Genomic DNA, 15,543 nt, shown 5'->3' on the forward strand with positions numbered 1-15,543 from the left:
GTTAGGGAACTCTGATACTTTCTTGGCTTCCTTGTGGTTATCAGGCGGTAGTACCCTTGCTGAGGCTTTTAATGTTGAAATATTCGCTAGAAACCCTGCCTTAAGAGAGGAAATCCTAAAGCAACATAAACTCTTAGCAGGTGGTAAAGAGTTCAAGGAACTGTCAACTCAGACCAGATTTGAGATATTAGATGCTGCTAGGAAAAAAGCGATTACCCAGGAAACCCTAGCCAGCTTTGATGGGACAGTAGACTCAATGATTCAGATCATGAAAACCAACATCTTTAATCAGGATACTGGTTTATTTGGGTTCCTTAAAGCCATTCCATCTATGGGTAACAGAACCGGGCTAGATGGCGTTCAGGGCCTCATGTTAACCCTTGGTAGTTTAGGTCAAACTGTTATTCCCCTTGTTAACTCATTGGGCTTTAATAGCGATACTTTTATGGCTGGGTTCATCGGTATTACTGACTGGTTTACAGACCTAACCAATACTTTTAATGGACTAATCCAAGGGGAGAACCTAATCAGTATCGATGGGGTTATCAACAGCTTTGTCAAAGGAATAACTGGTATGTTTAATAACAACTACCAGAACATTGAAAAAATCATAGATAGCGTAGACTGGATGAAAGTGGGGGCGGGTTTATCCAGACTTGGTTTTGCTATTTGGAAAGGCATCTTTCAGTTAGACTGGGGCGCGGTCGCTAGGGTATTCTTTAAGACCCTTATAACAGTTCCTATCAGCATTATCGCTGGAGGAATAGCCAATGGGTCGTAGATCGCGTTAGAGGGGCGTTTAAGTTCATTACAGATAGCATCGTAGGTTTTATGGACTCCATTAACCCGGTCAATAAGGTTAAAAGCGCTCTCGGTATTCAATCAGGTAGTCAGGGCGAAGGGGTAGTAAACCGTGTAGCTGACTTCGGTATCAAACAGGCAGTAGGAACCATCCCAGGCATTGGGGGCGCTCTCAAAACAGGTATGGATATCTATGGAATACTAAATAGCGGTAAGAAGGAAGAAACCGATAGTCAACCTGTTGGCGTTACCAATATCTTAGGCGGTAACAGTCAACCCGCAGGCGCTACCAGTCCGTTACCGGAAATCAAGGGGAATGCCGGGGCTAAACAAATCTCTTATAACCCATCATTTACCATAGCGCCCCAGGCCGGTACTGATGCTGAGGGGTTGGTAGCTCTAATCCGAAATACCATAAACAATGACTGGAATGAGTTCAAAGCTAACGCTCTGGCATAGCTGCCATAGATCCCCCATTAGCTGATACCCAATCTCCAATGCCCAATATTCGAGGATTGTATTTTAGCTAATAGGCATCCTAGGTAACTCTGGACGATTTATCATGTGTCCATAGGTTTTCATAACCATAGTGGTGTCTGTGTGCCCAAGCAAATAAGCAACACCTGTTACAGGTGTGCCCTGTTCGATTGCCGTGGATGCCATTGTATGCCTTGTAGTATAAGGCTTGCGATAAGGGACGCCCTGAGCATCTAAAACCGGAATCCAATATCGCTCTCGGAAGTTATCAGCGTCTACTATGCCGCCCTTGGGTGCTTTGAATATTAGATCGGTTGAGGTAAACTCATCGGGTCTTATATGTAGCAGTAAACCTCGGATTTCCTCATTCATGTTAAGGTATCTTATATTCCCCGTCTTAGTCTCTTTCCGTACCCTAGTGTAACCATTGCCCAGAGGGTCTTTAGGTAGACTTTCCCTGATTACTATTTCACCTCGGATAAAGTCTATATCTCTCCATGTAAGCCCGATCGCCTCAGATGTTCTGACCCCGGTGGCAAACAGAAAGTAAACAAAGGGTAAATAGTGCGGATAAAGTTCTTTAAATCCGTTTAGTATTTTCTTAACTTCCTCGGCATCAAAGGGCTTAACCGCTGTCTTAGCCTCCTTTGGTGCTTTAATATCCTCATAAGGATTGATATCTAAATAACCCTTGGCAACTCCCCAGGTACAACAGGACTTAATGATACTCAAGCGATCGCGGAAAGTTCTAGGGGCTAAATCCCACCGAGACACCCATGTAATATCTAATAGCTTAGGGTTAGCCTTGGTAATCATAGACCGCGTATACCTGTAATGACCCGCTAAAGTACGCTCAGATACACTTAAGCTAGCTACCCAGAGATCCCAAAGCTCTAGTAAAGTTTTAGGTTTACTTGGGTCAGTTTTAGGGACTAAGCAATAACTTTTTAGTATAGGGTCAAAATGTCCCGCCAGAATGTCTTTCTCAATCTGGGTAGCGATCGCCTCAGCCAGTCCGAAAATATTAACGGTATGCTCACTAGAGTTCATTGAGGAAGTCTAAAGTATTATACGCAACTCAGAATATCCTATATACATCAAAAATGTAATAGTTTATATCCATTAAAATGCTTATTGGGTCAACACTATGGGTTAACCTATCATTGATTAACCGTTTAGAAACTCTGTACTAAAAATAGCGCAACGTATTCTACGTGCGTAGGATAAAACCTCTAGAAATACTAGAGGGTGTTCAGCTATTTAAGATAACCAGATGGGTTAAAGAGGTATTTTAGGTAAATCTGGGCGGTTAACCATGTGGGCATAAGTTTGCATAACCATTCGGGTGTCTTTATGTCCGAGTAAGTATGCTACCCCGGTAATAGGCGTGCCTTGGTCTATGGCATGACTAGCAGTTGTGTGCCGAGTTGTGTAAGGTCTTCGGTAATCTACACCGACTTTAGTTAGTACCTTAACCCAGTACCTCTCTCGGAAGTTACCATCATCTATCGTTTTCCCTTGAACCGTAGTAAATACTAAGGAATCTTGGTCAGGTTTAGGAGGTTTGATTGACCATAAGAGTAACCGTAGCTCATCAGTCATTCCCAGGTGTCTGCTGCTACCTGTTTTAGTCTCCTTTCTAACCCTCTGATACCCATTACCGGCCCAGTCTCTAGAAAGACTTTCTTGGATGGTTATAAAACCTTGGTCAAAGTCCACATGACACCAACGTAACCCAATAGCTTCAGATGTTCTAACACCTGTAGCCAGTAAAAACTTAACAAAAGGCGCGTAGTGTATGGCTAACTCTTCAAAACCCCGGATAATCACTTTAATCTCTCTGGAAGAAAAGGGTTTGATTGACTTAGCGTACATCCTACGGGTTTTTAGCTCGTCATAGGGGTTACTAGTTACCAGGGTTTTTGATACAGCCCAGCGATAACATCTTTTCAAATACCCCAGGCGTTGATTAAAAGTTGAGGCTCCTAAGTTGGATTGGGTCAACCACAGGGTATCCATCAAATCAGGGGTAGCTTTAATAATCTGCTGCCTAATCGCTTTGTAATGATGTTGCTTGGTAGCTACTGAAAGGTTGAGGCTATCTACCCAGTAATCCCACAGTTCTAGAAGCGTTTGAGGTTTTGAGGCTTGGGTACTGGATTGTACAGGTTGCTTCGGAGTTAGCCGATAGCGGTCTAGTGTTTGGTCAAAGTTTTTGGCTAGGATGTCATTTTGTATTTGGCTAGCGATCGCTTGGGTCGTTTTGAAGTCCCTGTGGTTAGTAAACTGACCGCCGGGGACTGGGTTAAATGAGTACCGTTTACCCCCTACGGAGAACTTTAGTTGAATAGAACCGTTATTATTAACTGGCTTGATTTCCCTCACTGTCCTAAACCCGTCTTAAAGGTTGTGCTAGGACTCGCTAGGGTGCTTATAGGTAAGGCTTCTGGGCTTCTGGGCTACACCCTTGGTAAGGGTGAGGTCACGAGTTCAATCCTCGTCACGGGCTTTTTAAATTGATGAAATAATCAACGTAAAAGCAAGGGCTTCAGGCTTTTGAAGGAATTCAGATGTTGAAAAGCTAGTTCTCTTACTTGTATTTGTGACTATTTTGACTATCAGATCAGAATTTGGGATATCCAGCTTGTTTTTTTGGCTATGATTTGGCTATGATTTTGTAGGCTCAGTATAAGCCACAGAGACATTTATCCTACTATTCAGCAACGCCCTTTTTTCGCTCTCTCCTCTAAGTCCTTGGATCTGATTACGAATTTCATTATCAATCTGTGATTACTGAATGACTGAAAATTCATCCGAATCGTCATGTAATCCGTGAGAAGCGATAAATCTACTCCCATTTTCTACTTCAAACAGTAATCCAATTTAATTTGCAATATCTGCGTATAGTACGCTGCTGTAGCTTCTTTTTAAAATAGTTATATTTGATATACGTTGCCCTACAAACCTAGCCCAAAAATTATTACTGTATACTTTTTGGTCAACTTGATGGCTGGTTTGGCTGCTTACACCTATTTGCCCAAAAAACCCTCAATTGACATTTACCCACAAGATTTGCTGCACTGCCTCCTGCCGTTTTTTAGAGCCGTCGAACTCACGTTAAATTTCCTTCAAGTTTTTGTTGTTTTACAAGCTTTTGGACTAAACTTTTTGAGACGGAAAATATGTTAGCTACTTTCCTGATTGAAATGTTTTTTTGAAGATGTGCTGCAACTATTTTTTCTCGAAGATCGACAGAGTATGACTTAATTTAAAGGTATTTATATTTTAATTTATTGTACATCATAACAGACGCAAATGCTGTATTTGCAACCAACCTGCAATCATCGCTTTGAGCCAGGATTAAATGCAACTATAAAAGTCAAAGAAACGAACGGTTTCTTAACTGTTTTAATGGTAAGGCTTTCGGAGTTAATAATATTGCCTCTTAATAATTTATTTTATTAATTATCTCTGAGTACCAGAGCCCAATATCTGTATTGATTCCATTTTGGACTTGCTCAAGTTGTTGGCACTGCTGCAAAATAAACGCTTTAGATATATTATATTTTTTGATACTTTCTTGTTCCGCTTTTTCCTGCTGTTCTAAAAGGTTTTCGTAAAGTGAGATAGATTGCTCGATAAATCGATTTGCTGATTCAACTTGACTATCGAAAGCTGTGTCAAAATTTTCATATAATTTCTCATAAACTTTATCAATGCATTGATCAAATTTTTCAAGACCTATTTCTAAAACTTTGATTTTGATTGGATTATACAATTCATCATCATCCGCCTCCTCTAATTCAAAGGTATTAATAATCATAGTAACTTTAGCTATAATGGCTGCTATAAAGGCTGCTATAAAACTAATTCCTCCTGGAGATAGTCCTATTTCAACTCCTAAAGCGTTACTAATACTAACACTACTAAATCCCATAAATTCACTATTAATATTACCACTAAAAAAATCCAATCGATTATTAAAAGAAGTGTCTGATTTTATATATAATTGCTGAAAGTCAGCTTGAATTGTGCTTAATTCATATTGAATACTTTCATTTAATATTTGTAAACTGTCTCGCAATATTATATCATTCATCTGATTTTTATTCCACTCATTAATCTCATCTATTAAGTCTTCCATAAAGCATGGAATATATTCTCGAATTAATTTGTCTTTGCTCCAAAATGATCCATGTTTAGAATACCAATGATCGCTTCTTAATATCATACGTTCACTTAAACCCTGATACCACTCATCCCAAGAAGTATTTGCTTTTTCAAGTGCTTGCTCTATAATTCTAACCGCTAATACACATATTTTGACATCACGTCCACTAGCTTCTCCAATTTGTTCTAAAATTTTCTGTTTTTCCGTTTGATAAGTCTGCATATTATCTTTTAGGGTATCGTCAGTTTTCTTCAGTCTACTGATAACTTTTTGAATTAATTTATTAATTTCATCGACTGAACGCTCAAGTTTTAATGCTCCACGTTCAATCATTAAAAACTTTTCTATTGATTTGGTAAAACTATTAAAATTTTTTCGATACTCATCCTCGTATCCGTTTAAAATTGCATCAAGCGCAGCTTGCACCGAAATAAAATGAACACGGTTTTTACCTGTAATTATCGGGTTATCACCTTCAACAAAGTTGTAAATTCTCTGTTTTACTTGTTCGCGACCTTTTTCTGTACGTACTAAATCCATAAAGTTTCCCACAATAAATAAGTTATTTGCAGGTTTGTCATCTTTACCATGGTTCAGTTTGATTTTCAATTCATGTAACAAGTTGCGTTCGCCTTGCGTTAGTGAACGTGAGGCATTAGTAAGAAAAATAGCAGCATCAATATCTTGGAGTAACTTTTGAGTAACAGCAGTCAGTTCGGGATGTTCGTTTAATCCGGGTGAATCAATGATTTCTACACCGCTACTACATAGTTCCAAATCCGGGTGTTCAAAAATGATTTCCTCAATCTCAGATTGTAGCAGTTTATCACTTGGACAACCAATTGCTGTATCTTCAGAAATACTTGCTTTTTGTTGGTATTCGTCAAATTCAATTTCTTCTTCGCTTCCATCTTTATAACGACAGACTATCCGTTTTTGCATCCCATACTTTAAAACTGTTACTGTACCACTACAGGGAATTTCTCGTGTAGGTTGAATTTCTTCACCAAGTAAAGCATTGATTAAAGTAGATTTCCCTTGGCTAAACTCGCCTACAACCGCTAATCGAAACCGCTGTGATTGCAGATTTTTTAAAACCATACTAACTTCGTCAATTAAATCTTTAGGTACAAAATTACCTTCAGAACAGGCTTGAACTATTTGGAAAATCTGCTGGCAATAATTATCTAACTGCTTGTTAAGCTCATGAAACTTTTTTAACCCTTCATAGGATACAGGCACATGTGGTTCAGTTATTATAGTTTTAACAGGCATAATCCGCAGTTTATCGCCAGATCCCTTAATAAATACAGTACCTTCTCCTTGAAAATGTTCCGGTTCTAGTAGCATATATACCTCATTTAAAACTGCTTTATCAAAATGCTTTTCAGGTTTAAATGCAGCTGCTAAAACTAGCGAATGTTGCGGTTTAACATCTAAATACTTGGCTAAAAGTCTCAAATACTGTTGCTTACGGGAGTTTCCCTCGCTATTAGCTGCCGACATTTCGTAACCAAAGCCAATCAATAAGAGTCGTTCTGATTGTGTAAGTGGATTTATTAAAGTTAGTAGCTCATTAACTTTTAGATAAAGCTGATATTCTTTAATTCCCTTAATCATTAAATGTGTCAGTCGCCGTACATCACTTCCTGGTGTACTAAAGCGATATAATATTGCTAGCAGCCTTTGTTTTTTTTCGTCTGTAACTATGCCATCAACAAACATTACTCCCAGCAATACTGTAACCAAATTAGCTAAGAATATCACTGGCCGCGTGGCATCCCGTTGAGTGAGTTTTTGCCCCGTAATACGTGACAATAAGTCAACTACTTGATTCCCGATTAGTAATGTGTTCATCATGATTATTGAATTATTAGTTTTTCCGAACTTAGTTAACCAAAACTTATTTATGTATTGAGTAATTAAACTGATTTATGATATTGATTGAGTTTGGGATTAATAATATTATTAAATTTTAAAAATGCCATTTCTCTAATCAGTAATCTATGAATTTAATAGACTGATTTCTTTGAATATTAAGTCAAAAGCTAATAACTAATTTATAACAGTAACTTTGTTTTTTATTTATATTTAAGCATTTTGCTATTATTTTAATTAATAATGAGCTAAATAATTATTTAACCATTAAATTATAGTTTATTGACTTAATTGAAAATATTTTTGAGTTGAAACAATCAACAATAAGTCTACGGCTACAATCTGTGTCAATAAGCAGTTATTAATGCGACTTTTTTGACCTTATTGACAATATTTTTTTTTGTTGACATAATGTGGCTATTCTGATTAGGATACCCAATAGTTTGAATGAAATAGTTTTAATAAAAAACTCTAGCCATTGTAACCGTGCTATTACGGTACTTTTCAATTTAAATATAGATAAATACCAGTATTATTACGGTAAGTGTTTAAGAAACTTGTCTTCCTCCTCGCACTTCGGTTTTCCCTCTGGAAGAAAGTTTTCCCCAAAGCCCTTGTATACCAAGCTTTTCCCATTTATGCAAAACTTCTCTCACTGTTTGCGGAGTCCAGTTAAAATGGGTAGCTATTTTTTCAACGTACCAGCCATGTGCATTTAACCTTCATGCAGAAATTCTAGTTCGATGTCAAAAATGCTATAGCGTAGATATAGCAATAGTTTCCAGACTATCTTGCCCCTGGTGACAGCTTCGCTAGATAATAATTCGCGGGTAGGCAAGTTTTTGACCGTCTAATTTAATTAAAGTAGATGCCCGAAATCGAGCCAATGAAGTATTGAAATATTTTGCTGTTAAACATGTAATTTTTCCGACTGCTTATAGGATTCTCCACAATAAGGGCAGAATTTAAATTTGAGCGATATGATTGGTTCATTAAGGGTGTAAGCGAATTAGAAGGAATTCGTTTCCACGATTTGAGACATACCTTTGGCACGAAAAGGGTCGGTTTGATGGGTATCGACGAACTACGGGCGTTGATGGGACATGAGACGATTCAAATGACTTTGCGATTTTCAAAAGTGACTTCTCGGCGTGCGGAAGAAATAGCACAACGAGTCTTTGAGAAAATCCCAAATTATGGGCAGTAAGTAAATATCAGTTTTGGCTAAAAGTAATACTGTTCTACTATTAATAGCAATATTAATTTTCCTTTTTAAGAGAATTAGTATTTCTCTTGAACTGTCAACTAAGGGAGCAGTGCCAGAAAATAAAAAATGATTTTCAGCAATGTCTAGAATCTAAGCTTCATAACGGTTTTAGCGTTTGCATTAATTCCTTAGCGTACAATTTTCCCGTTTTGGCACAGTCCTGCCAAGCCCTTTAACTTTAAGTTAAAATTTAAGCAACAGCTAGGCTGAAAAAACTAAATGTTACAAAGTAAAATATGTTATTTGAATTTACATCTAATGTTGAAGCTGGTATCAAATCTGGCAAGTATGTAGAAGTATTTAGTAATGGAATCTCCATCGGCATAGTATGCGATAGTGCAACAGGACAGTTTGTTGGTTATGCAGTTAGTGCGCTAGTCAATAATAATCTTGTATCACCGCTTATTACACCCGTTCAGTTCCTAATGAAAGGAGCAAACATGGTGCAAACCTATATAGATATAGATTTCCAAAAAAACTATCAGCAGAATGATTTTATACGAACTGGTTTGCAATCACTTCAAACAAACCTGGGAGTGCTACAAGCAACCACAGCTTTAATTGGGGTAGGAACGGTAGCAACTGTCGCGCTAAAAGCTGTAAACCTGCACCAGGTACTCAAATTTAGAAGAGAAGTCCAGCAAATGCGACTTGAAGTTAAAAATGGCTTTATTAATTTGAGTCAAGCTGTCAAAGATCAAGAAGCTGAAATCCGGCAAATTGTAGAGCAAATAGTCCAAGATGTTAATTTTGAACAGCATCGCATAGTTTTAGTACGAGCGTATACACTGTTTGTCCAAGCTATTAACCGTTTACAGTCGGTAATACAATTAAAAGATTTTACTTCGAGAAATGATGAAATCGTTGATGTGCGAAAAATGCTGTTGAAGGCATTAGCAGATTACACCAATCCTCACCTACTGGAAGAGATATCTGCATTGGGACAGATCCGCAGATTTGAATGCGCTTGGGCAATTGAACAAGCAATTGTTATTACATATCAAGTGCAGAATGAGATGTCTGCTGTCAGCGAATGCCTTTGGCATCTCCGCGATAAAATCAGCGAACACTCCTGTATCGTAATTGGACATTGCGAGTCATACGACGATCTGGATTTTCTCTTTCCTGAAATTAGCCGTATTCGCAACCATGACTTCGCTATTCTGGAAATATGGCAGGCACGGGTTGATTGGATGCGCTCACTTTCAAAAGCTGAAATCAAACTTTTAGTTAGCAGCGATTTTAACACTTTAGAACCTGCCTATACCCTAGATGTCAACTTAGCTACCGAAGTGTTAGCAGTTCCTCCGGAACAACTAGCGTACGAATATTTAACTGAAAAAGCTCATTTTTACTCCCTGCGTGACCAGTTGATGTTTATGTTCAAGCCTTATTTGCGTTGTGACTACGAAGTTTATATTAAGCAACAAGCTAGTGTTGCAGGGTACAAAACATTAGCTTCAAACAACTTACAAAAAGTCTCTGACCTAGCGGTTACAAATCTCTATTACTACTTTAAGGTTAGAGATGAATCCAATATCGAAAGAACACTAGAGGCAGTGATACCCAATTCGGTAGCACTTAGTGGTGCAGAAAAGCCTTGAAACGTAGATATAAGTAGGATTTAAAAACAGACAGAGGTGACAGGAAGTAACCCGAAAATTAATGTCGAAACTTTCTATTACCCTCTGGTAGAGCAGTTTCTTAAGGCATGGGAGGGAATGGGAATGACACTAGTTCTTGATACCAGCGTGTTGTGGGATAAATATTGCCTGATAGAGGTGTGTTTAATTTGGGGAGGAAGGTCAATTCCTTTAGGACAGAGCGTTTTGGAACATGGCAGCGCCACAGTCGGCTATGAGGATTATCGTCCAGTCTTGGAAACCACACTGCGAATGTTGCCACCAGGATGCCAAGTGAGATTATTCGCAGATCGAGGCTTTGAACACGGTGCGTTCATCCGTTGGTTACGCGACCATCGTTACTTAAAAAACGGGAGCAATTACAGACCAGAGTTGAGTTCTCTAAAGTCACTGTTTTCTCTACTTAAAACTCAAAAAAGTTTTCTGCACCACTAAGCCGGTAGCATCAGAGTAATATGATTACAAGTATCATTCTTATCAAGGTAATTTTGAATATTTTAACTTATTGACAAAAAGCACTTTATCTTAAAATATTACAGATGGATATGGAGACTGTGCCAATAATGTTAGATGAGGTCGGGGTTTTTGCTCTGGCTTGAGGGGCTTGTAAAGTAGTCAGAGTAAAGAATATAGGAATTTGCTTAATATAACTTTACAACGTGCCCCATTTTGCACGTATCTCGGCTGAACCCCTTATACACTTAGCCAAAGCCGACTATCGACTTGCTTCTTAAGATTTACTTTATAAATCACCTCTTAAAGATACCTCCGTAATTGTATTGTTAGTCTCCTGTACTCTCTTGATAAATACCGTAAAAAAACGGTTGCCATGATTAGAGTTTGTGAGCTAAAATAATTTGCCTTTATAATAAATAGTTTAAAGCTCACTGGAGATAGTAATGAAAATAGGTCTTTATCATTGCAGCAAGAAGATTTACTGTGCCACAAACCGATGAAAGTATCTCAACAAGCATTGGAAAAGAGCTTTTTGGCTTTTCCTGCACAGTTAGAGATTGTACCAAAGTCCATGAACAAATCCCCATTGAAAAATAGCCTTGCAAGCATTGGTGCAATGGTTGCCGCAGTAAGTATTGGATATTTTGGAGTTCAATATGTTGGGAGAAACACTATGATTGGTATGAGTGGAGGAATGATTTTAAGTGCAGTGACGTATTTAACTGAGAAATGGTTGTTATCCCAACAATCATCATCAAAAACGCCAGTTGTAATTGAACTTCAAGCCAAGTCTATACATCTAAAGAAAAAGGTAAAAAAGGAGTATTATACCCCAACAAATCAAAACGACGCTACACTGAACTGTCATCCTATTGTAGAAGATTCAAGATTAATTATATCTAGAGTAAATCTCACAAAAGCTGCAAGCATATCTCAATCTAATGGCTACTGCCGTAGACGCCTATTACTATGCCATAAAGCTAAAGTAGAAAGTTCCACAAAAACTCCTCCAAAAATCTAGATTTTTAAAAGTTGAAGTGAGTCAAAAATCATACAAGTTATCTTATGAATCTAGAAGAAGAAATGCTAGCAAAGTGGCGTTTTCTTCCAGCAGATAAACAGGAAGAAGTGTTAGATTTTGTCGAGTTCCTTTACTCAAAAAATTCTGCAAATAAAATTTCCTTGGAAGAACGTTTGCGCCAAATCCGTACTAGGATTCTTGATTCCGGTAAAAATTTCTTAGATGAAAATCAAATAAGAAAGCAGTCTGTTAATCAGGAAAATGGACTACATGATAAAGAAGAATGAAAATTACTTATAAAACATTGAACTCAGTAATATTACTGAATTGCGCGATGCCTTCTCTACGAGACGCTCCGCGAACGGCGGGCGCAGCCATCGGGTGTGCGTTGAGGAACTGTTGTCCCTTCTCGCAACTCAAAAAGCGTCAAATCTTTCAAATCTGTTAATGCAACTGTTTATCCTCATATTCCCCCGATTTTAATCCAATTGAATTATGGTGGTAACAACTTAAATCTTTTTTACGCAGTTATGCTCCAACTACAACAGAAATGGTTGATAAACTAATCTCAGTTGCACTTGACTTAATAAATCCTCAACATTTAAGAAACTGGTTTGCTAGTTGCTGCTACTGTACCTCATAACAGCCGTAAATGCTGTATCTTAATATTTAATTGTATGTAACCAATTACTTAGTATCCAAAGCGCAGAAGCAAATTTGTGATAACAGCAAATATGCAATACAGAACTCCAAAGACCTCAGTAGCTTCTCTTTACTATAAGGTCAATGCACGCCAGGTTCGTTGACCAACCATTCCATCCACTCTTAAATTTTGCTGATTTTGAAAAGCCATAACAGCAGTTTCTGTCAATGGCCCAAAATCTCCATCAACTCCAATAGGATAGCCATTAGAGACTAACAACCGTTGCAATACTGTAACGGCAATACCAGAACTATTAAATTCGAGAGTTGGTAGAGATTTGCTATTAAATTTTTCTGATCCTCCTAAAGCTTTTGCACAGTCTTTGCTTAAAGACTGGGCATACTTGTTGGACTGGACTAAGCCAGAATAATCTAAAGAATGGTTTTTTCGTCTGAATTTCTGAAGTAAAGTTTCCTTATTTGCACGATCTTTTTTTAAGGATGGGGCATACTTGTTGGACTGGACTAAACCAGAATAATCTAAAGAATGTTTCTTTCGTCTGAATTTCTGAAGTAGATTTTCCTTTTTTCGTAGTAGCATTGATAGATCAGTTTGGACACTTCGATCTGTATGCAAGAACTCAAGTGGTATAGCTTGACTATTTGGAGATAACTGACTTTGTATTGAATGGTCTACTCCATTTCCTATCTTAAATGGTTGCTGTTGCAACAAATCGACCGGATATAATGGTTTTGTTGTTAATACGCCTGTCATTAGTAAACCAACTTCAGCCAAATATTCAACGAAAGTAGCAGCAACTAAGTTTTTCATAGGAGTAATCTTTATTTAATCTTCTAAACTAGGATTTACGCACTGTACAAATGAATCATCTTGTATATTAACGTAAATAGGTTGTTTCAGGCTTTTACAAAGCATCCTTTGTTAATTGCGATCGCAAAAAGATAATTGAAAAATCTAGCTAAAAGCCTTGAAAGGTATATCTGTCATTTAGGCTTTTCTGTCAATGCGTAAGTCCTATAAACTATCTTCGGCTTACATTAATATACAAGGTTGCTTGTACCTGAAGGTACTCTCGAAAAATTTAATTGTCAATTGCGGAGAATATTTTTAACCTGTTGAACTATAAATTGAGGATGAACAATTTACTGTATCGCCCAAATGGATGTATTCAACTTGCTTTCCTAAAAATTTGAAAGGATAGTAGTTGTCGAGGAGTACCATTATTTCTATGACATCGTTTTTTACTCTGAAACTATGCGTAAACTGGCGAAGCCATGAATCAGATTTTTGAACACCGATACAACAGAGTCCGATGACCAAAAACTCATGGCAATTACCAAAACCACAACTACATGAGTCTGACTATTAACGACTGTGGAGAATTGCTTGCATTCAAGCTGACTCCGGCAAATGTTGATGATAGAGTGCCAGTCCCAGATATGACTAAGGATCTAATTGGTAACGCCAGTTGCTTCAAGTCGGCAGAGCCGCCCAAGGCACTGGCTCAACTATTTGGCGACCGAGGATAATCTGGTCAAAAATTATTTGAAGAATTATATGAACGGGGATTACAGTTACTTACCAAATCTAAGAAGAGCATGAAAAATCGCTTGGTAAAACTGATTGATAAAATTCTTTTACGCAAACGAGCAGTCCTCCGAGTCGTCAATGACCATCTGAAAAATATGTGTCAAATAGAACACCCAAGGGCATTGTAGTGTATTTAACTTTTTGGTCAACTTGATGGCTGGTTTGGCTGCTTACACCTATCTGCCCAAAAAACCCTCAATTGACATTTACCCAAAAGATTTGCCTGCACTGCCTCCTGCCGTTTTTTAGAGCCGTCGAACTCACGTTATTTTTAGTATGATGCAGCAATAACGAACCCTCAACCGAGGTAAGCTGTAGTGTCTTTAATTTTCCAGAGTGTTCCTGTTAAAACAAGGGTTCCAAGCCATAAAAAGTGCAAACTATACGCGCAACAGCTTAATCATCATATCACTTCACGATACTTGAGGGTTCATATTGAGTTAAAACGAGCGCGGCAGGGTTCGAACCTGCGACCGATTGCTTAGAAGGCAATTGCTCTATCCACTGAGCTACGCGCCCAAAACAAAATAATGGCTCCCGAAGGAGTCACCTACACTATTATATCGTCTTCACCTACCAAGAAGCAATCAAAAATTGCAGATTTACCACTAGCAAGGCTAAGATGCTAGTCGCTAGCTAGTCAATTTACACTAAAAACGAAACAGATGGAGTATTGGTTTAGATATATTGTGTTGTCAAGGGGTTATTTGCCTGTTAACGCTAACGCCCTCTGGGTGGCTACCTTCGGGAAGTATCTGGCGATCGCTAGGCTCATTTCCACAGTATGCTAGGTAATTTCAGCCTTGGCGATGCTGCCAAATGCCATTATATATTCCATATTAAGAGTGCCCCTGTGAGGAGTTATTTGCTAGTGCCATGTTTATTCTCAAACGGCAGGATGTTGAAATATCAAGCATTCAGCACCCAAAAAAGGATCAGCAAGTGCCGATCCTCAGTTATCAAGGGCAGACTTTTCGCTTGATTAGTGTCTTCAAAGCTAGTCAAGAAGAAGAAGCTAGAGCCTTATGGAGAGAATTAACGGATAACCGGGGTAAAGCCTGTGTTTTGCTGGAGGAACCGGAACGCTTTAGCGTCTGGGGTAAAATCCGTTTAGAGCAGCTGGATAGTGATACAGGTGGTCATGGCAAAACGGCGATTTTAGTCCAAGCCAGTATTTTGCTGTTACAGGGTGTTTCTATCGACATTGAAGAGTTTTTAGGTGCTAAACAAGCTGCATTATTTGAAAAAGATATTGCGGAAGTATTAAAGCAGAAGCAATTTCCTCAAGCATCTTCCCTAGAAGCGGTTAAATACTTGGTATCTACTAATCCTTTGCCGACAGCTAAAATACCTGATTGGCAAGAAAATCATGTAGTTATCCTGTTACAAGAACTGCATCGATTAGGAAAAGCTTATTTTGGCAACGCTAATTTTACCAAACAAGTGATTTATAAGCTAGAAGATATGCCAGAAGCCGAGCGATCGCTGTTTATCGCTTGGCTAAATCAATCGCCACTGGGTAAACTATGGCAGTAGCATGGAAATGTTTTCACCAAATTCCTGCCACTGGCACTT

General features: G+C 38.3%; 11 protein-coding genes, 1 tRNA gene and 3 pseudogenes. 9 read left to right on the top strand and 6 right to left on the bottom strand.

Going from position 1 to position 15,543, the window contains the following annotated elements:
* Window positions 1–31 precede the first annotated feature (31 nt).
* Window positions 32–781: a hypothetical protein gene (locus HWQ43_RS09845; protein ID WP_292732505.1), complete on the top strand. Its 750-nt coding sequence runs from the start codon at window positions 32–34 to the stop codon at window positions 779–781.
* Between the two features lie 50 nt (window positions 782–831).
* Complete coding sequence (locus tag HWQ43_RS09850; RefSeq protein WP_292732507.1) at window positions 832–1,260, top strand: hypothetical protein; 429 nt, start codon at window positions 832–834, stop codon at window positions 1,258–1,260.
* 63 nt (window positions 1,261–1,323) lie between these two features.
* On the opposite strand, the gene HWQ43_RS09855 is transcribed toward HWQ43_RS09850, so the two are convergent.
* From HWQ43_RS09855 to HWQ43_RS33745, 4 genes and pseudogenes are all read right to left on the bottom strand, one after another.
* Window positions 1,324–2,328 (bottom strand): site-specific integrase, encoded by a 1,005-nt coding sequence (locus HWQ43_RS09855; protein WP_292732509.1) that lies wholly within the window; start codon window positions 2,326–2,328, stop codon window positions 1,324–1,326.
* Window positions 2,329–2,556: 228 nt separating this feature from the next.
* Complete coding sequence (locus tag HWQ43_RS09860; protein WP_292732511.1) at window positions 2,557–3,663, bottom strand: site-specific integrase; 1,107 nt, start codon at window positions 3,661–3,663, stop codon at window positions 2,557–2,559.
* Window positions 3,664–4,723: 1,060 nt separating this feature from the next.
* A complete protein-coding gene (locus HWQ43_RS09865) occupies window positions 4,724–7,309 on the bottom strand; it encodes a dynamin family protein (RefSeq protein WP_292732513.1) in 2,586 nt (861 codons plus the stop codon).
* A gap of 566 nt (window positions 7,310–7,875) precedes the next feature.
* Window positions 7,876–8,037: pseudogene (locus tag HWQ43_RS33745) on the bottom strand (helix-turn-helix domain-containing protein); the annotation flags it as partial.
* A 359-nt stretch (window positions 8,038–8,396) separates the two neighbouring features.
* Here HWQ43_RS33745 and HWQ43_RS09870 point away from each other — a divergent pair.
* From HWQ43_RS09870 to HWQ43_RS09890, 5 genes and pseudogenes are all read left to right on the top strand, one after another.
* On the top strand, window positions 8,397–8,534 hold the full coding sequence (locus HWQ43_RS09870) for a hypothetical protein (protein ID WP_366932809.1): 138 nt from the start codon (window positions 8,397–8,399) through the stop codon (window positions 8,532–8,534).
* Between the two features lie 296 nt (window positions 8,535–8,830).
* On the top strand, window positions 8,831–10,198 hold the full coding sequence (locus HWQ43_RS09875; RefSeq protein WP_292732515.1) for a hypothetical protein: 1,368 nt from the start codon (window positions 8,831–8,833) through the stop codon (window positions 10,196–10,198).
* A gap of 48 nt (window positions 10,199–10,246) precedes the next feature.
* Window positions 10,247–10,567: pseudogene (locus tag HWQ43_RS09880) on the top strand (IS4 family transposase); the annotation flags it as partial.
* Window positions 10,568–11,156: 589 nt separating this feature from the next.
* A complete protein-coding gene (locus HWQ43_RS09885) occupies window positions 11,157–11,714 on the top strand; it encodes a hypothetical protein (protein WP_292732517.1) in 558 nt (185 codons plus the stop codon).
* Window positions 11,715–11,758: 44 nt separating this feature from the next.
* Complete coding sequence (locus tag HWQ43_RS09890) at window positions 11,759–12,001, top strand: hypothetical protein (protein ID WP_292732519.1); 243 nt, start codon at window positions 11,759–11,761, stop codon at window positions 11,999–12,001.
* Between the two features lie 488 nt (window positions 12,002–12,489).
* Here HWQ43_RS09890 and HWQ43_RS09895 read toward each other — a convergent pair whose 3' ends face one another.
* The gene (locus tag HWQ43_RS09895; protein WP_292732520.1) at window positions 12,490–13,188 is read right to left on the bottom strand and encodes a peptidoglycan-binding domain-containing protein; all 699 of its coding nucleotides are present in this window, start codon (window positions 13,186–13,188) and stop codon (window positions 12,490–12,492) included.
* 542 nt (window positions 13,189–13,730) lie between these two features.
* Between HWQ43_RS09895 and HWQ43_RS09900 the strand changes: the two are divergent.
* Window positions 13,731–14,096: pseudogene (locus tag HWQ43_RS09900) on the top strand (transposase).
* 318 nt (window positions 14,097–14,414) lie between these two features.
* Here HWQ43_RS09900 and HWQ43_RS09905 read toward each other — a convergent pair.
* A tRNA-Arg gene (locus tag HWQ43_RS09905) sits at window positions 14,415–14,487 on the bottom strand.
* Between the two features lie 357 nt (window positions 14,488–14,844).
* Here HWQ43_RS09905 and HWQ43_RS09910 point away from each other — a divergent pair.
* Entirely contained in the window at window positions 14,845–15,504 is a 660-nt protein-coding gene (locus tag HWQ43_RS09910) for an Npun_F0813 family protein (RefSeq protein WP_292732522.1), read from the top strand.
* Window positions 15,505–15,543: the final 39 nt, after the last annotated feature.

It is taken from the genome of Nostoc sp. JL31 (assembly GCF_017114965.1).
Lineage (GTDB): Bacteria > Cyanobacteriota > Cyanobacteriia > Cyanobacteriales > Nostocaceae > Nostoc > Nostoc punctiforme_A.